Below are 16,919 nucleotides of genomic sequence, written 5' to 3' on the forward strand. Positions count from 1 at the left end.
GGGATGAGCAGAGACTAGAGGTCAGGCGCGAGGTCAACAAATACTAAATACTGAAAGCAGCATTCGATTAAATAGATGGCTTGCGCGGGTGGGGCTGTTCGCGGGCTACCGTCAGGAACGGGTCCACCAACGCCGGGCGCGCCGTGCCCCGGCGCCAGGCCAGGCCCACATCGAGGGTTTGGCTGAGGTCGGCAATCGGCCGGGCTTCGATGATGTCGCCCTCCAGGGACCAGGGGCGGTAGGTCATGTCTGGCTGGATCGACACGCCGAGGCCGGCGGCGACCAGGCTTCGCACGGCTTCCGTCGAGGCGGTGCGCAAGGTGACGCGGGGTTGCAATCCGGCGCCGGTCCACATGCGTTGGGCGTTGTGGCCCATTTCATCGACGTTCAGTTGAATCAGCGGCTCGCGGGCAACGTCGGCGAGGTTGATGCTGTCGTGTTCCAGCAGCGGGTGCTGGGCGGGCAGCCATAAACGGTGGGGCGAGTGGGTGAGCACTTCGGTTTGCAGGGCGTGGCGGTCTTCGAGGTTGGAGAGGATCAGCACGCCGACGTCGATTTCACCGCTGACCAGCAGGTGTTCGATGTAGGGGCGTTCGTCCTCCATCACGCGGATTTCGACATTGGGATAGGCGCGCTGGAAGCGCGTGAGCAAATCCGCCAGGTAGTAGCCGGCCACCAGGCTGGTCACGCCGATGATCAATTGCCCGGCCACCTGGTCGGTACTCTGTTGCAGGCTGCGCTTGGCGTTGTCGACGGTGGCGAGGATCAAGTGCGCCTGGCGCAGGAACTGGTGGCCCTGGTGGGTCAGGGTCATACCCTTGGCGTGGCGGTTGAACAGGTTGACGCCGATTTCCTGTTCCAGTTGCTGGATCGCCAGGGTCAGGGTGGACTGGGATATGAAGGCGGTCTGGGCGGCGGCGGAGATCGAGCCGGTCTCGGCCACGGCGATGAAGTGACGGATCTGACGCAAGGTCATCATGCTGGAATTACCAGTGGGGTGTTTTTATAGATTTGTTCGAGTGTATATCGTTTTAATTGAGGGGTAAGCGCGTTACATCTGGAAGCACTCTAGATCGGGGGTTTTTGGCACTTAGTTTTACGCTGGGGGCCTATTCGTCCTGTGAACTTGAGTTTCTGGAGGCTGTGAATGAATACCCGTGGATTGCTCGATCAACTGCTCAAATCCGGGCAGGACATGTTGCAGAACAAGGCTGGCGGGCAGCGCAAGTCAGATGACAAAGGTGCCCTTGGCGGCCTGCTGGGCGGCGGCGGGTTGGGAAGCTTGCTCGGCGGTGCCGGTGGTGGGGCCCTTGCGGCCGGTGCCATGGGGTTGTTGCTGGGTAACAAGAAAGCCCGCAAGTTTGGCGGTAAGGCGCTGACCTACGGTGGGTTGGCGGCGCTGGGGGTGATTGCCTACAAGGCGTATGGCAACTGGCAGGCGCAGCAGGCCAGTGCGCCTCAGGGGGAGCCGCAGACCATTGATCGCCTGCCGCCGGCGCAAGTTGAGCAACATAGCCAGGGGATTTTGAAGGCCCTGGTGGCTGCGGCCAAGGCTGACGGGCATGTGGATGAGCGGGAGCGGGCGTTGATCGAAGGGGAGTTTTTGAAGCTGGATAACGATCGTGAGTTGCAGCAGTGGTTGCATGCTGAACTGAACAAGCCGCTGGATCCGGCGGATGTGGCTCGGGCTGCCAGCACTCCGGAGTTGGCTGCCGAGATGTATATCGCCAGTGTGATGTTGGTGGATGAGGAGAACTTCATGGAGAAGTCGTATCTCGATGAGTTGGCGCGGCAGCTTAAGTTGGAGCCTGGGTTGAAGGCTGAACTGGAGAAGCAGGTGCGGCAGGCTGTGGTGGTTTGATTGTGTACATATCCGTTATTTAGGTAACGGCGGCTTATGGTTCCGCTCTTACAGCGGCTCACTTTGGAAAAGCCGGAATGCCGGCCCAGCCCAAAGTAAGCAAAGGGCTCTGCCCCGCCTGTCGGCGCCTCGCTGTGGCTCGGCGTTCCCTCACTCCGGCATTGCTCCGCGGGCCGCCGCGACGGGCCATCCATGGCCCGGCGCGGCTAAACCGGCGTCCTGCCGGTTTACCCGCTCCGCAATACCTGCGTTCGGCCTCGGGCTTATTGGGGCAGTCAGATCAAGATCAAAAGCAAGAGCACAGCGGCCTACCGGCCGGCTTGAGTGTTAAAAGCCAGATCAAAAGCCAGAGCGAAAGCCAAATCTGAAGCTGAGGCAGCTCTGCTTTTCTGTGGGAGCTGGCTTGCCTGCGATGCAGACACCTCGGTTTTTCAGATACACCGAGGCGATGCCATCGCAGGCAAGCCAGCTCCCACATTTGACCGTGCCCGCTTTAGATTTTGATTTAGCTTTTGCTCTTCAACACTCAAGCCGGCCGGGAGGCCGCTGTGCTCTTGATGTTGATCTTGATTTTGATCTTAGGCGCCCCGTTAAACCACGCTGGCCGAACGCAGGCTTTGGAGCGTGGGTAACCTGGCAGGACGCCAGGTTAGCCGTCCTGGGCCAAGGATGGCCCATGACGGCGGCCCACGGTCCAAAGCCGGAGTGAGGGCACACCGAGCCTAGGCGAGGTGCCGAGTGGTGGGGCAAGAGCGTTTTGCTTACTTTTGCGCTCTTCAAAAGTGAGCCGCTGTAAGAGCGGAACCGTCAGCAGCCGTTACCGCAGCAACGGATATGCCCCCCAAGAAAACTTTCCCCCGCGCGTGACCCAGATCCCACAACCCGTTGATTAATGATGGCACCCGCTCAGCTATACTCCCCTCCATTTGAATGGCCCTCGAGGAATTACTGTGAAGAACTGGACCTTGCGCCAACGGATATTGGCGAGCTTTGCGGTCATCATCGCGATCATGCTGCTGATGGTAGTGGTCTCGTATTCACGCCTGTTGAAGATCGAGGCTGGCGAAGAGTCAGTCCGCGACGACGCAGTCCCAGGGGTCTACCTCAGCTCGATGATCCGCAGCGCCTGGGTCGACAGCTATCTCGACACCCTCGATATTATTGGCCTGCGCAAAGACAAGACACTCACCGACGCCGACAAGGCCGACTACCAGTCCTTCGAAGCCCGCATCCTCACGCAAATGGCCAATTACAAGGCAACCATCAACGGCGGCGACGATCAGGCCGAGTTCGATAAATTCGAAGCCCTGCACCAGGCCTATAACAAGGCATTGGCCACCGTAACGGACAACCTGCAACGCAATGACGTCGCCACCGCCCGCAAAGTGTTCGACGAAGAGCTGACCCCGACCTGGACCGCAGGCCGCAAGAAGCTCAACGACATCATTACCGAAAACAAAAACGTCGCCGACCGCGCCACCAACGCCATCGACGACGCCGTGTCCGCCGCGAAAATCAGCATGGGCGTCTCACTGATCCTCGCGATCCTCGCCGCCGGTCTCTGTGGCCTGCTGCTGATGCGCGCGATCATGGCGCCGATGAAACGCATCGTCGATATCCTCGAAGTCATGCGCACCGGCGACCTGAGCAAACGCCTGAACCTGGAACGCAAGGACGAATTCGGCGCGGTGGAAACCGGCTTCAACGACATGATGACCGAACTCACCGCCCTGGTATCCCAGGCCCAGCGCTCCTCGGTACAGGTCACCACCTCGGTCACCGAGATTGCCGCCACTTCCAAGCAACAACAGGCCACCGCCACGGAAACCGCTGCAACCACTACGGAAATCGGCGCTACTTCCCGGGAGATCGCTGCCACTTCCAAGGATTTGGTCCGCACCATGACCGAAGTCTCCACCGCTGCCGACCAGGCCTCGGTAGCCGCCGGTTCCGGCCAGCAAGGCCTGGCACGCATGGAAGAAACCATGCACTCGGTAATGGGCGCTGCCGACCTGGTGAACGCCAAGCTGGCGATCCTCAATGAGAAGGCCGGCAACATCAACCAGGTGGTGGTCACCATCGTCAAGGTCGCCGACCAGACCAACCTGCTGTCCCTCAACGCCGCCATCGAGGCCGAGAAGGCCGGTGAATACGGTCGCGGTTTTGCCGTAGTAGCCACCGAAGTACGGCGCCTGGCCGACCAGACTGCCGTGGCCACTTACGACATCGAGCAGATGGTGCGCGAGATCCAGTCGGCGGTGTCGGCCGGGGTGATGGGCATGGACAAGTTCTCCGAAGAAGTGCGCCGTGGCATGTTCGAAGTGCAGCAAGTGGGCGAGCAGCTGTCGCAGATCATCCACCAGGTGCAGGCCTTGGCGCCGCGGGTGTTGATGGTCAATGAAGGCATGCAGGCCCAGGCCACCGGCGCCGAGCAGATCAACCATGCCCTGGTGCAGTTGGGCGATGCCAGCAGCCAGACCGTAGAGTCCCTGCGCCAGGCCAGCTTTGCCATCGACGAGCTGAGCCAGGTCGCGGTCGGCCTGCGCAGCGGCGTGTCGCGTTTCAAAGTCTGATGAGCGACCTCGCGGCTAAACGCGGTGCCGTTGCGGCAGTGAAGAAAGCACTGTTCCTGGTGTTTCACATCGGCAATGAACGCTATGCCCTCAAGGCCACGGAAGTGGCCGAGGTACTGCCGCGCCTGCCGCTCAAGCCCATTGCCCATGCGCCTGTGTGGGTCGCCGGGATCTTTGCCCATCGTGGGGCGATGGTGCCGGTGATCGACCTCAGTGCCTTGACCTTCGGCACACCGGCCCAGGCGCGCACCAGCACGCGCCTGGTACTGGTCAATTATCAGCCGGATGCAGTCATTCCGGCGCGCTGGCTGGGGCTGATCCTCGAACAGGCCACCGACACCCTGCGTTGTGATCCGGCGGAGTTCCAGCCCTACGGCCTGGACAACCGCCAGGCACGTTACCTGGGCCCGGTGCGCGAAGACGAGCATGGCTTGATGCAGTGGATTGGCGTGGCCGACCTGTTGACGGCTGATGTGCAGGCGCTGCTGTTTGCCGCCGGCGAGGAGGATTGATGAGCAGTGATCAACGCTTCTTCGACTTCCTGAAAGAACGCATCGGCCTCGATGTTGCCTCGGTGGGCGAAGCGATCATCGAGCGTGCCGTACGCCAACGCAGTCTGTCACTGAATGCGCAGACCGCAGATCAATACTGGCAACAGTTGCTGGCTTCCACCGACGAACAGCAAGCGCTGATCGAAGCGGTGATCGTCCCCGAGACCTGGTTTTTCCGTTACCCCGAGTCCTTCGCCACCCTGGGCCGGCTGGCGGTCGCACGCCTGGCCGAAATCAAGCACATGCGCGCCCTGCGGATTCTCAGCCTGCCGTGTTCCACCGGCGAAGAACCCTACTCGATTGCCATGGCCTTGCTTGACGTCGGTCTGGCGCCTCATCAGTTCAAGGTGCAGGGCATGGACGTCAGCCCGCTGTCGGTGGAGCGTGCCCGTCGCGGGGTGTACGGCAAGAACTCGTTTCGTGGGCAGGACATCGAGTTCCGCGATCGCCACTTTACCGAGCAAACCGACGGCTACCGAATTGCCGACCGAGTACGCGAGCAAGTGCGCCTGCAAGTGGGCAACCTGCTGGACCCGACGTTGCTGGCCAATGAGCCCACCTACGATTTCGTGTTCTGCCGCAACCTGCTGATCTACTTCGACCAGCCAACCCAGAAGCAGGTGTTTGAAGTGCTCAAGGGACTGACCCACGTCGACGGCGTGCTGTTTATCGGGCCTGCCGAAGGCAGCCTGTTGGGGCGTCTGGGCATGCGCTCGATTGGTGTGCCGCAGTCGTTTGCCTTCAGTCGCCACGCTGAACCTGCGCCTGAGCCGGTATTTGTGCCGCTGCCTGCGCCGATCCCTCAGCGCAGTGCCGCGCCTATCCCGACCAAGCCCCGGCCGTTCAGCACCCTCAGTGCTCAGGTGGTGCCGATCAAGCCGCCGCCCCCACAGTCGGACGCCGCCGATCTGCTCAGCCAGATTGCGACCCTGGCCAATGAAGGCAAAAGCCTGGAGGCCCGTGCCGCCTGCGAGCGTTATTTGCAGAGCCATCCGCCGGCGGCCCAGGTGTTTTATTGGCTGGGCCTGCTCAGCGATGTGGCCGGCAGTGCCCTGGAAGCCCAGGGGTATTACCGAAAAGCCTTGTACCTGGAACCCCAGCACTCGCAGGCCTTGATGCACCTGGCCGCGTTGCTTGAGTCCCAGGGCGATGTCGCCGGCGCCCGCCGTTTGCAGGCCCGTGCCGCCCGCAGTGAGCGTAAACAATGACCCTGGATACCGCGCTGAACCTGGCCCTGGCCGACACCCAAGCCATTGATGACTGCTGGAACCGCATCGGCATCCACGGCGACAAGTCTTGCCCGTTGCTGGCCGAGCACATTCACTGCCGCAACTGCTCGGTGTATTCCGCCGCCGCCACGCGCCTGCTCGATCGCTATGCCTTGCAGCAGGACGATCATCGTCACGTAGCGGCGCCGGAAGTCGAAGGCGATGTGGTCACCCGTTCGCTATTGATGTTCCGCCTCGGTGAAGAATGGCTGGGCATCGCCACCCGCTGTCTGGTGGAAGTGGCGCCGCTGCAGCCGATCCATTCCTTGCCCCATCAGCGTTCACGCGCCTTGTTGGGCGTGGCCAACGTGCGTGGCGCGCTCGTAGCATGCCTGTCCCTGGTGGAGTTGTTGGGGCTGGACGGCACCAGCAGCGGCCCCAGTGGCGGGCGAATCATGCCGCGCATGCTGATCATCGCGGCGCAGGACGGCCCGGTGGTGGTGCCGGTGGACGAAGTGGACGGCATCCATGCCATTGATGAGCGCACCTTGAACGCGGCGTCTGCCTCGGGCACCCAGGCCAGCGCCCGCTATACCCAAGGCGTGTTGCAGTGGAAGGGCCGCAGCCTGCGCTGGCTGGACGAGGCGCAATTGTTGTCTGCCGTGACCCGGAGCCTCACATGACCCCCGACCAAATGCGCGATGCCTCGCTGCTGGAACTGTTCAGCCTGGAAGCCGACGCCCAGACCCAGGTGCTCAGCGCTGGCCTGCTGGCTCTGGAGCGCAACCCGACCCAGGCCGACCAGCTCGAAGCCTGCATGCGCGCCGCCCATTCTCTGAAGGGCGCGGCGAGGATTGTCGGGGTGGACGCCGGTGTCAGCGTCGCCCACGTGATGGAAGATTGCCTGGTCAGCGCCCAGGAAAGCCGGCTGTACCTGCTGCCGGAGCACATCGACGCGTTGCTGCAAGGCACGGATTTGCTGATGCGCATTGCCACGCCGGGCAACACCGTGGGCCCGGCGGACATCGAGGCCTACGTGGCGCTGATGGAGCGGTTGCTCGACCCGTCGCAAAAAGTCGCGCCGCCCGCTGCGCCGCCACCCACACCCGCGCCAGAACCTGAATTGTCGATGGAAGCACTGCTGACCCTGCCGCCGGAGCCCGAACCCGCGCCGCCCGTCAGTGCCGAGTTGCCACGTCAGAACAAGCGCATGACCGAAGGCGGCGAGCGAGTGCTGCGGGTCACCGCCGAACGCTTGAACAGCCTGTTGGACCTGTCCAGCAAATCCCTGGTGGAAACCCAGCGGCTCAAGCCATATCTCGCCAGTTTGCAACGCCTCAAGCGCATCCAGAACAACAGTGCCCGGGCCCTGGATAACCTCGACGGCCATCTCAAGACCGTCGAGCTGAGCCTGGAAGCCCAGGAAGCCCTGGCCGACACCCGCCGCCTGTTGAGCGAAGCCCAGGCGTTGCTCGCGGAAAAAACCGCCGAAATCGATGAGTTCGGCTGGCAGGCCGGGCAGCGCGCCCAAGTCTTGTACGACACCGCGCTGGCGTGCCGCATGCGGCCGTTTGCCGACGTGCTGGCCGGGCAGGTGCGCATGGTCCGGGACCTCGGCCGCAGCCTCGGCAAACAGGTACGCCTGGAAATCGAAGGCGAGAAGACCCAGGTCGACCGCGACGTACTGGAAAAGCTTGAAGCGCCGCTGACTCACTTATTACGCAATGCCGTCGACCACGGCATCGAAATGCCCGAGCAACGCTTGTTGGCCGGCAAACCTGCCGAAGGCTTGATCCGCCTGCGAGCGTCCCACCAAGCCGGCCTGCTGGTGCTGGAGTTGAGCGACGATGGCAACGGTGTCGACCTGGAACGCCTGCGCGGCACCATCGTCGACCGAAATTTGTCGCCAGTGGAAACCGCCCTGCGCTTGAGCGAAGAGGAACTGCTGACGTTCCTGTTCCTGCCGGGTTTCAGCCTGCGGGACAAAGTCACCGAGGTCTCCGGGCGCGGGGTCGGCCTGGATGCGGTGCAACATATGGTTCGCCAGTTGCGCGGTGCGGTGGTGCTGGAGCAGACGGCGGGGCAGGGCAGTCGCTTTCATCTGGAAGTGCCGTTGACCCTGTCGGTGGTGCGCAGCCTGGTGGTGGAGGTCGGCGAAGAGGCCTACGCCTTCCCGCTGGCCCACATCGAACGCATGTGTGACCTGGCGCCCGACGACATCGTGCAATTGGAAGGCCGCCAGCATTTCTGGCACGAAGGCCGGCATGTCGGCCTGGTCGCTGCCAGCCAGTTGTTGCAGCGTCCACCGGGACAGGGCAATCAGGAAACCCTCAAGGTCGTGGTGATCCGCGAGCGCGATGCGGTCTACGGGATTGCCGTGGAGCGTTTTATCGGCGAGCGCACGCTGGTGGTGTTGCCCCTGGATGCCCGGCTGGGCAAGGTCCAGGACATCTCGGCCGGGGCCTTGCTGGATGATGGCTCGGTGGTGCTGATCGTCGACGTTGAAGACATGCTGCGCTCGGTGGACAAGCTGCTTAATACCGGTCGTCTGGAGCGCATCGCCCGACGTGCCCAGCAAACCCAGGAAGCAGCGCGCAAGCGTATTCTGGTGGTGGACGACTCACTGACCGTGCGTGAGCTGCAACGCAAATTGTTACTTAATCGCGGTTACGAAGTAGCCGTGGCGGTCGATGGCATGGATGGCTGGAACGCGCTGCGCTCCGAAGACTTCGACCTGTTGATCACTGACATTGATATGCCTCGCATGGACGGTATTGAATTGGTCACACTCTTGCGCCGTGATACTCGCCTGCAATCCCTGCCGGTGATGGTTGTTTCCTACAAAGATCGGGAAGAAGACCGCCGCCGTGGACTGGACGCCGGCGCCGACTATTATCTAGCCAAGGCCAGCTTCCATGACGACGCGTTGTTGGACGCGGTGGTGGAGCTGATTGGAGGAGCCCGGGCATGAGGATTGCGATCGTCAATGACATGCCCATGGCTGTGGAGGCGTTGCGCCGGGCGCTGAGCCTTGAGCCGGCCCATCAAGTGGTGTGGGTCGCCAACAATGGCCTGGAGGCAGTGCAGCGCTGCGCGGAACTGACTCCCGACCTGATTCTGATGGACCTGATCATGCCGGTGATGGATGGCGTGGAAGCCACTCGCCAGATCATGGCCGAGACGCCCTGTGCGATCCTGATTGTCACCGTCGACCGCCAGGCCAACGTCAGCCGCGTGTTTGAAGCGATGGGGCATGGCGCCCTGGACGTGGTCGACACCCCCGCACTGGGGGTGGGTAATCCGAAGGACGCCGCGGCGCCGTTGCTGCGCAAGATCCTCAACATCGGCTGGCTGATCGGCCAGCGTGGCAGCCGCGTGCGGGCCGAACCTGCGCCCCAGCGAACCATGGGCAAGCGCCAGAGCCTGGTGGCCATTGGTTCGTCCGCCGGTGGCCCGGCTGCCCTGGAATCCCTGCTCAAGGGCTTGCCCCGGGACTTCTCGCCGGCCATTGTGCTGGTGCAGCATGTGGACCAGGTGTTCGCCGCCGGCATGGCCGAATGGCTGAGCAGCGCCTCGGGCTTGCCGGTACGCCTGGCCCGGGAAGGCGAGCCGCCCCAAAGTGGCGTCGTCTTGCTGGCGGGCACCAACCATCATATTCGTCTGCTGAAGAACGGCACGCTGGCCTACACCGCCGAACCTGTGAACGAGATTTACCGGCCGTCCATCGACGTGTTTTTCGAGAGCGTCGCCAGCCACTGGAATGGCGATGCCGTCGGCGTGCTGCTGACGGGGATGGGGCGTGATGGCGCCCAGGGACTTAAACTGATGCGTCAGCAAGGCTACCTGACCATCGCGCAGGACCAGCAAAGCTGTGCTGTTTACGGCATGCCCAAAGCGGCAGCGGCGATCGACGCGGCTGTTGAAATTCGCCCATTGGACAGAATTGCGCCACGATTGCTGGAAGTATTCGCAAAATGACCGATATCACACGCTGTCCTGGCCTGCAGGTAGTAATTCAGGTGACCGTAAATGAATGATTTACAGCTCGACGACTTCAAGACCGACGAAAACGCCGCCATGGTGTTGCTCGTCGACGACCAGGCCATGATCGGCGAAGCCGTACGCCGGGGCCTGGCCCATGAAGACAACATCGACTTCCATTTCTGCGCCGACCCGCACCAGGCCATTGCCCAGGCGATCCGTATCAAACCGACGGTGATCCTGCAGGACCTGGTGATGCCGGGGCTCGACGGCCTGACGCTGGTGCGTGAATACCGTAATCACCCGGCGACGCAGAACATCCCGATCATCGTGCTTTCCACCAAGGAAGACCCGCTGATCAAGAGCGCGGCCTTTGCCGCCGGGGCCAACGATTACCTGGTCAAGCTGCCGGATAACATCGAGCTGGTGGCGCGCATCCGTTACCACTCGCGCTCCTACATGACCCTGTTACAGCGGGACGCAGCCTACCGGGCGCTGCGGGTCAGCCAACAACAGTTGCTGGACACCAACCTGGTGCTGCAACGGCTGATGAACTCCGACGGCCTGACCGGGCTGTCCAATCGCCGGCACTTCGACGAATACCTGGAGCTGGAGTGGCGCCGTGCCATGCGTGACCAGACCCAACTGTCGCTGCTGATGATTGACGTAGACTTCTTCAAGACCTACAACGACAGCTTCGGCCACCTGGAGGGCGATGAGGCCTTGCGCAAAGTGGCTGCGACCATTCGTGATGCCAGCAGCCGTCCTTCGGATTTACCGGCGCGTTACGGCGGTGAAGAGTTTGCCCTGGTGCTGCCGAACACCTCGCCGGGCGGTGCGCGGCTGGTGGCCGAGAAACTGCGCCAGGCGGTGGCGGGCCTGAAAATCCCGCACATTGCCCCGGCGGAAGGCGCGAGCCTGACCATCAGTATTGGTTTGGCCACCATGACCCCGTTGCAGGGCACCGATTGCCGGCAGTTGATCTCGGCGGCGGACAAAGGCTTGTACCTGGCCAAGCACAATGGGCGTAATCAGGTGGGGATCGAGTAGGGAATACGGTCTGTGGGATATCGCAGACCTAATGTGGGAGCGGGCTTGCTCGCGGATGCGGTGTGTCAGTCAATGCATCTGGCGACTGAACCACCGCATTCGCGAGCAAGCCCGCTCCCACATTTGATCTTCATCGCTGTCTGGATGGTGCATATCCCCGCCTTTTCGGCCAAGCGGGCTGCCGTTCCCGCCCGTTTGTCGTTATACTCGTCGGCTTTCAAAAGTTCGCCAACGAGTGCTGCCCGCCATGGAAATCAACCCGATCCTTAACACCATCAAGGACCTGTCCGAGCGCTCCGAAACTATTCGGGGGTATCTTTGACTACGATCAAAAGCATGAGCGTCTGACCGAAGTCAATCGCGAGCTTGAAGATCCGGCTGTCTGGAACAAACCCGAATACGCCCAGGAACTGGGCCGCGAGCGCGCTGCGCTGGCGCAGATCGTTGAAACCCTCGACGAATTGAACACCGGCCTGGCCGATTGCCGCGACCTGCTGGACATGGCCGTCGAAGAAAACGACGAAGGCGCAGCGGGCGATGTCGCCGCCGAGCTGGCCCGTCTCGAGGAAAACCTCGCCAAGCTCGAATTCCGCCGCATGTTCAGCCATGAAATGGACCCGAACAACGCCTACCTGGACATCCAGGCCGGTTCCGGCGGCACCGAGGCCCAGGACTGGGCCAACATCCTGTTGCGCATGTACCTGCGCTGGGCTGACAAACGCGGTTTCGATGCCACCATCATGGAACTGTCGGCCGGTGAAGTGGCCGGTATCAAGGGTGCGACCGTGCACATCAAGGGTGAATACGCCTTTGGCTGGCTGCGGACCGAGATCGGTGTTCACCGCCTGGTGCGCAAGAGCCCGTTCGACTCCGGCAACCGTCGCCATACCTCGTTCTCCGCCGTTTTCGTCTCCCCAGAGATCGACGACAAGGTGGAAATCGAGATCAACCCGGCAGACCTGCGCATCGACACCTACCGTTCCTCCGGTGCCGGTGGCCAGCACGTAAACACCACCGACTCGGCCGTACGTATTACCCACGTACCGACCAACACCGTGGTCAGCTGCCAGAACGAACGTTCCCAGCACGCGAACAAGGACACCGCCATGAAAATGCTGCGGGCCAAGTTGTACGAGCAGGAAATGCAGAAACGTAACGCCGCGTCCCAGGCGCTGGAAGACACCAAGTCGGATATCGGCTGGGGTCACCAGATCCGTTCGTATGTGCTCGATGCTTCGCGGATCAAGGATCTGCGGACCAACATCGAACGCAGCGACTGCGACAAGGTGCTCGACGGCGATATCGACGAATACCTGGAAGCCAGCCTGAAATCTGGCCTGTAAAGACTCTGTAGGAGCCGGCTTGCCGGCGATCCCCGGCCGCAGGCCGGGGGCAACGAACCTGTGATGGAATTTCAAAAGACATGAGCGACCAACAACTCGACCCGCAAGCCCTGCAACAGGAAGAAAACTCCCTGATCGCCCTGCGCAAGGAAAAGCTTGCTGCCGAGCGCGCCAAGGGCAATGCCTTCCCCAACGACTTCCGCCGCGAAAACTACTGCGATGCCTTGCAGAAACAGTACGCGGACAAGACCAAGGAAGAGCTGGCAGAGGCTGCGATCCCGGTCAAGGTGGCAGGTCGCATCATGCTCAACCGTGGCTCGTTCATGGTGATCCAGGACATGACCGGTCGCATTCAGGTCTACGTCAACCGTAAAACCCTGTCTGAAGAAACCCTGGCCTCGGTGAAAACCTGGGACATGGGCGACATCATTGCCGCCGAAGGCACCCTGGCCCGTTCCGGCAAGGGCGACCTGTACGTTGAAATGACCAACGTGCGCCTGTTGACCAAGTCGCTGCGCCCGCTGCCGGACAAGCACCACGGCTTGACCGACACCGAGCAGCGCTACCGCCAGCGCTACGTTGACCTGATCGTCAACGAAGAAGTGCGCCAGACGTTCCGCGTACGCTCGCAAGTGATCGCCCACATCCGCAGCTTCCTGATGAAGCGTGACTTCCTGGAAGTGGAAACGCCGATGCTGCAAACCATCCCCGGTGGTGCCGCAGCCAAGCCTTTCGAAACCCACCACAATGCGCTGGACCTGGAAATGTTCCTGCGTATCGCGCCGGAGCTGTACCTCAAGCGCCTGGTGGTTGGCGGCTTCGAGAAGGTGTTCGAGATCAACCGCAACTTCCGTAACGAAGGCGTTTCGACCCGTCACAACCCTGAATTCACCATGTTGGAGTTCTACCAGGCTTACGCCGACTATGAAGACAACATGGACCTGACCGAAGAACTGTTCCGCGAACTGGCGCAGTTGGTCCTGGGTTCCACCGATGTGCCGTACGGCGACAAGGTGTTCCACTTCGGCGAGCCGTTCGTGCGCCTGTCGGTGTTCGATTCGATCCTCAAGTACAACCCTGAGTTGACCGCTGACGACCTGACCGACATCGACAAGGCCCGCGCCATCGCCAAGAAAGCCGGCGCCAAGGTGCTGGGCTTCGAAGGCCTGGGCAAATTGCAGGTGATGATTTTCGAAGAGCTGGTCGAGCACAAGCTGGAACAGCCGCACTTCATTACCCAGTACCCGTTCGAAGTGTCGCCGCTGGCCCGTCGCAATGATGACAACCCGAACGTCACCGACCGTTTCGAGCTGTTCATCGGCGGCCGTGAAATCGCCAACGCCTACTCCGAGCTGAACGATGCAGAAGACCAGGCCGAGCGCTTCATGGCCCAGGTGGCAGACAAGGACGCGGGCGACGACGAGGCGATGCACTACGACGCCGACTTCGTTCGCGCCCTGGAATACGGCATGCCGCCTACCGCCGGTGAAGGGATCGGCATCGACCGGTTGGTGATGTTGTTGACCAACTCGCCGTCGATCCGTGACGTGATCTTGTTCCCGCACATGCGGCCACAAGCGTAACCGTAGCGAAATCCGAAGCCGCCTTTTATAAGGCGGCTTTTTTATGTGGCGTATTTAAGCGTCAAGCTAACAGCGCCAGATGATCGTCCCCACGCTCTGCGGGGGAACGCAGCCCGTGACGCTCCGCGTCACCCTGAAAGGAAGATCCGTCGTGAACCGCGTAATGGCTCAAAAGGGTGCCGCCGGCATTGCCGCTGCCGTGGCTGAAAGTGTTCAGTACCAGGGCCGCAAGGCCAGTCGCCGGGGCAGTGAGCAACGTCGGCAGGACATTCTCGATGCGGCGATGCGCATCGTGGTACGTGAAGGCGTGCGCGCCGTGCGTCATCGTGCGGTGGCGGCAGAGGCGGGGGTGCCATTGTCGGCCACCACCTATTACTTCAAGGACATCGATGACCTGCTCACCGACACCTTCGCCCAATACGTGGAGCGCAGTGCGGCGTTCATGGGCAAGTTGTGGGTGCGTAACGAAGGGCTGCTGCGGGAGATGGTCGCCTATGGCGACGGCAGCCCGCAGTCTCGTTCGCAACTGGCCGATGACATCGCACGCCTTACCGCCGATTACGTACAGCGCCAATTGCTCAACCGTCGCGAGCACCTGATGGCCGAGCAGGCGTTTCGCCAGGAGGCGCTGCTGAACCCGCGCCTGGCCGAGCTGGTACGTTCTCACCAACAAATCCTGCTGCAGGGCACTTGCCAGTTTTTCCAGGTATTGGGTTCGCGGGAACCGCAACAAGATGCCAAAGTGTTGACGGCGATTATCGGTCGGATGGAATATCAGGGCCTGCTGGGCGGTGCAGAGCCTCTGACCAGCGAAGAAATGCTTGAGATCCTCAAGCGTTACATGCATTTGGTGTTGGCTTCGGTCTGACACTGGGGAGTGTCCAATGAAAGCCTGGCGTGTCGTTGTGATCGCCTTGTCGTTCCTGTTGCTCAGCGGTTGCCTGGTGACTTTCAAGGACCCGTTGCCGGCCAGCGAGGCGGCGCCTGATGGTCTGCTTGGCAGATGGGCCAGCAAAAATGCCTGGGGCGAGCCGCTCAACTTGCAAATCAGCCGTGTGGGCGAACATCGCTACAAAGCCGTGAGCTACCCTAAAGCCAAGCCGGGCCAGCGGGATGAATACCTGTTTACGGTTTCCCGCCATGGCAGCCGCTGGTATTTGTCGGCGCCGTTGCCGGCCAAGTTTGGCGGGCATTTCATCCTGGCAGGCTTCGAGCTCAACGATGAACACGAATTGGTGGTCTACAACCTCGACCTGGACCAGATCCACCAAGCTGTCGGCCAGAAAGTCCTTGGCGGCAGCACTGTCGAAACCGTCGAAGGCGACGGCGTATTGATCAACAGCCCCATGGCCCAGGTGTTTGCCTACCTGGATGACCCGGCCAATGCTGACGTGTTCGTCGAAGCCGTGCGCTACCAGCGCGCGAGCAAATAACGTTTAAAGAGGAAGTACCGGGTGGACGATTACCAGCAGACGATACGCACCTTGTCTGATCGCATTGTGCTGGCGCAAACACCGATTCGCGTCCTCGACGCCGTGAAGTGGGACGAGAATATTCGCCAGGGATTCCTCAAGGCCAAAGGCAAGGAAATGCCGGCGGTGGACCGCGATTACTACCTGAATCGACCGCTGTCGTTCGATTCCAGCGCGGTGAAGCTGGAGTTCCAGAACATCGAGCGTGACATCACCCGCCAACTGGGTCAGTTCAACCCGGTCGGGCAGATCATGCGGCGCATGTGCAAGGAATACCGCATGGTGGTGCGCATGCTCGAAGCCCGTGGCACCGAGGATTTCGGCCTGATCTCCCAGGAGCTGTACGGCGCGGCCTCCGATGCGTTCCATGCCGGTGACCCGACCCTGGCCGACCTGGGCCTGATGATGTCGGACTACCTGAACAATATTGATGGCCGTGGCGACCTCAAGGACGAAGCCAAGACCCTGACCGCCAAGGACGCCGTCAACCTGCTGCAAAGCCGCCTGAACAAGGTGTTCGGCGAGGCCGAGGAAACCATTCGGGTGTTCGAGTCCGACGGCATCGTGGCGGACGCAGCGGCAGGTGCCGACTACATCAAGATCCGCGCCGACGCGATGTTCAACGACCGCGACGTGCGTGCCCTGGAGGTCCATGAAGGTCTGGTGCATGTAGGCACCACCCTCAATGGCCAGAACCAGCCGATCTGCACCTTCCTGTCCAAGGGCCCGCCCTCGTCGACGGTGACCCAGGAAGGCCTGGCGATCCTGATGGAAATCATCACCTTCGCCTCCTACCCCAGCCGCCTGCGCAAGCTGACCAACCGCACCCGCGCCATCCATATGGTGGAGCAGGGTGCCGATTTCCTGCAGGTGTTCGAATTCTTCCGCGAGCAGGGCTTTGAGATGGCGGAAAGCTACGGCAACGCCAGCCGGGTTTTCCGTGGGTCGACGCCTACGGGTCTGCCGTTTACCAAGGATTTGTCCTACCTCAAGGGCTTTATCATGGTTTACAACTACATTCAGCTGGCCGTACGCAAAGGCAAGCTGGAGCAAGTGCCGCTGCTGTTCTGCGGCAAGACCACCCTGGAAGACATGCGCACCCTGCGCCAACTGGTGGACGAAGGCCTGGTGGTACCCCCCAAATACCTGCCGGATCAGTTCCGCGACATGAATGCGTTGGCGGCGTGGATGTGTTTCTCCAACTTCCTCAACCATTTGAGCCTGGACCGGATCGAGGCGGATTACTCCAATATCCTTTAAGGGATTTCCCTGAAGGAACCGGGTCAAAATGTGGGAG

At 61.5% G+C, this 16,919-nt stretch carries 14 protein-coding genes; 13 read left to right on the plus strand and 1 reads right to left on the minus strand.

Features of this window, described 5'->3' with window-relative positions; genetic code table 11:
* Window positions 1-67: 67 nt before the first annotated feature.
* Complete coding sequence (locus tag JFU58_RS15715) at window positions 68-979, minus strand: LysR family transcriptional regulator (protein WP_003209548.1); 912 nt, start codon at window positions 977-979, stop codon at window positions 68-70.
* Between the two features lie 168 nt (window positions 980-1,147).
* On the opposite strand from JFU58_RS15715, the gene JFU58_RS15720 reads away from it, so the two are divergent.
* The 13 genes from JFU58_RS15720 to JFU58_RS15780 all read left to right on the plus strand — a co-directional run bounded on the left by JFU58_RS15720 (window position 1,148) and on the right by JFU58_RS15780 (window position 16,882).
* Window positions 1,148-1,861 (plus strand): tellurite resistance TerB family protein, encoded by a 714-nt coding sequence (locus tag JFU58_RS15720; protein ID WP_177070755.1) that lies wholly within the window; start codon window positions 1,148-1,150, stop codon window positions 1,859-1,861.
* 950 nt (window positions 1,862-2,811) lie between these two features.
* Window positions 2,812-4,434 carry a methyl-accepting chemotaxis protein gene (locus JFU58_RS15725; protein ID WP_063032949.1) on the plus strand — a complete coding sequence of 541 codons (1,623 nt, stop codon included), beginning with the start codon at window positions 2,812-2,814 and terminating at the stop codon, window positions 4,432-4,434.
* The gene (locus tag JFU58_RS15730) at window positions 4,434-4,946 is read left to right on the plus strand and encodes a chemotaxis protein CheW (protein WP_201141104.1); all 513 of its coding nucleotides are present in this window, start codon (window positions 4,434-4,436) and stop codon (window positions 4,944-4,946) included. The genes JFU58_RS15725 and JFU58_RS15730 overlap by 1 nt, the downstream gene beginning before the upstream one ends.
* A complete protein-coding gene (locus tag JFU58_RS15735) occupies window positions 4,946-6,193 on the plus strand; it encodes a CheR family methyltransferase (RefSeq protein ID WP_201141105.1) in 1,248 nt (415 codons plus the stop codon). Before JFU58_RS15730 ends, JFU58_RS15735 begins: the two co-directional genes overlap by 1 nt.
* Window positions 6,190-6,876, plus strand: coding sequence for a chemotaxis protein CheW (locus JFU58_RS15740; protein WP_063032946.1), 687 nt, complete (start codon window positions 6,190-6,192; stop codon window positions 6,874-6,876). Before JFU58_RS15735 ends, JFU58_RS15740 begins: the two co-directional genes overlap by 4 nt.
* Window positions 6,873-9,164 carry a hybrid sensor histidine kinase/response regulator gene (locus JFU58_RS15745; RefSeq protein WP_063032945.1) on the plus strand — a complete coding sequence of 764 codons (2,292 nt, stop codon included), beginning with the start codon at window positions 6,873-6,875 and terminating at the stop codon, window positions 9,162-9,164. The genes JFU58_RS15740 and JFU58_RS15745 overlap by 4 nt, the downstream gene beginning before the upstream one ends.
* A complete protein-coding gene (gene cheB, locus JFU58_RS15750; protein WP_177027332.1) occupies window positions 9,161-10,171 on the plus strand; it encodes a chemotaxis response regulator protein-glutamate methylesterase in 1,011 nt (336 codons plus the stop codon). The genes JFU58_RS15745 and cheB overlap by 4 nt, the downstream gene beginning before the upstream one ends.
* Window positions 10,172-10,222: 51 nt before the next feature.
* Window positions 10,223-11,224, plus strand: coding sequence for a diguanylate cyclase (locus tag JFU58_RS15755; RefSeq protein ID WP_063032943.1), 1,002 nt, complete (start codon window positions 10,223-10,225; stop codon window positions 11,222-11,224).
* Window positions 11,225-11,471: 247 nt separating this feature from the next.
* A protein-coding gene (gene prfB, locus JFU58_RS15760) for a peptide chain release factor 2 (protein WP_201141106.1) occupies window positions 11,472-12,567 on the plus strand; the annotation gives its coding sequence in 2 pieces (ribosomal slippage) (window positions 11,472-11,543 and window positions 11,545-12,567; 1,095 coding nt in all).
* 80 nt (window positions 12,568-12,647) lie between these two features.
* Window positions 12,648-14,150 (plus strand): lysine--tRNA ligase, encoded by a 1,503-nt coding sequence (gene lysS, locus JFU58_RS15765; protein WP_063032942.1) that lies wholly within the window; start codon window positions 12,648-12,650, stop codon window positions 14,148-14,150.
* Between the two features lie 151 nt (window positions 14,151-14,301).
* Window positions 14,302-15,018, plus strand: coding sequence for a TetR/AcrR family transcriptional regulator (locus JFU58_RS15770; protein ID WP_023659125.1), 717 nt, complete (start codon window positions 14,302-14,304; stop codon window positions 15,016-15,018).
* A gap of 16 nt (window positions 15,019-15,034) precedes the next feature.
* Window positions 15,035-15,583: a hypothetical protein gene (locus JFU58_RS15775; RefSeq protein ID WP_177071004.1), complete on the plus strand. Its 549-nt coding sequence runs from the start codon at window positions 15,035-15,037 to the stop codon at window positions 15,581-15,583.
* A 21-nt stretch (window positions 15,584-15,604) separates the two neighbouring features.
* Complete coding sequence (locus JFU58_RS15780; protein WP_017479451.1) at window positions 15,605-16,882, plus strand: flavohemoglobin expression-modulating QEGLA motif protein; 1,278 nt, start codon at window positions 15,605-15,607, stop codon at window positions 16,880-16,882.
* Window positions 16,883-16,919 lie beyond the last annotated feature (37 nt).

The organism is Pseudomonas sp. TH34, from assembly GCF_016650865.1.
In the GTDB taxonomy this organism is placed as follows: Bacteria; Pseudomonadota; Gammaproteobacteria; order Pseudomonadales; family Pseudomonadaceae; genus Aquipseudomonas; species Aquipseudomonas yamanorum.

What these genes read in the sequence shown, in the direction of transcription:
- cheB (WP_177027332.1), top strand. Translation starts at nt 9,161, where the DNA reads ATGAGGATTGCGATCGTCAATGACATGCCCATGGCTGTGGAGGCGTTG.
- JFU58_RS15720 (WP_177070755.1), top strand. Translation starts at nt 1,148, where the DNA reads ATGAATACCCGTGGATTGCTCGATCAACTGCTCAAATCCGGGCAGGAC.
- JFU58_RS15745 (WP_063032945.1), top strand. Translation starts at nt 6,873, where the DNA reads ATGACCCCCGACCAAATGCGCGATGCCTCGCTGCTGGAACTGTTCAGC.
- JFU58_RS15775 (WP_177071004.1), top strand. Translation starts at nt 15,035, where the DNA reads ATGAAAGCCTGGCGTGTCGTTGTGATCGCCTTGTCGTTCCTGTTGCTC.
- JFU58_RS15715 (WP_003209548.1), bottom strand. Translation starts at nt 979, where the DNA reads ATGATGACCTTGCGTCAGATCCGTCACTTCATCGCCGTGGCCGAGACC.
- lysS (WP_063032942.1), top strand. Translation starts at nt 12,648, where the DNA reads ATGAGCGACCAACAACTCGACCCGCAAGCCCTGCAACAGGAAGAAAAC.
- JFU58_RS15740 (WP_063032946.1), top strand. Translation starts at nt 6,190, where the DNA reads ATGACCCTGGATACCGCGCTGAACCTGGCCCTGGCCGACACCCAAGCC.
- JFU58_RS15755 (WP_063032943.1), top strand. Translation starts at nt 10,223, where the DNA reads ATGAATGATTTACAGCTCGACGACTTCAAGACCGACGAAAACGCCGCC.
- JFU58_RS15735 (WP_201141105.1), top strand. Translation starts at nt 4,946, where the DNA reads ATGAGCAGTGATCAACGCTTCTTCGACTTCCTGAAAGAACGCATCGGC.
- JFU58_RS15730 (WP_201141104.1), top strand. Translation starts at nt 4,434, where the DNA reads ATGAGCGACCTCGCGGCTAAACGCGGTGCCGTTGCGGCAGTGAAGAAA.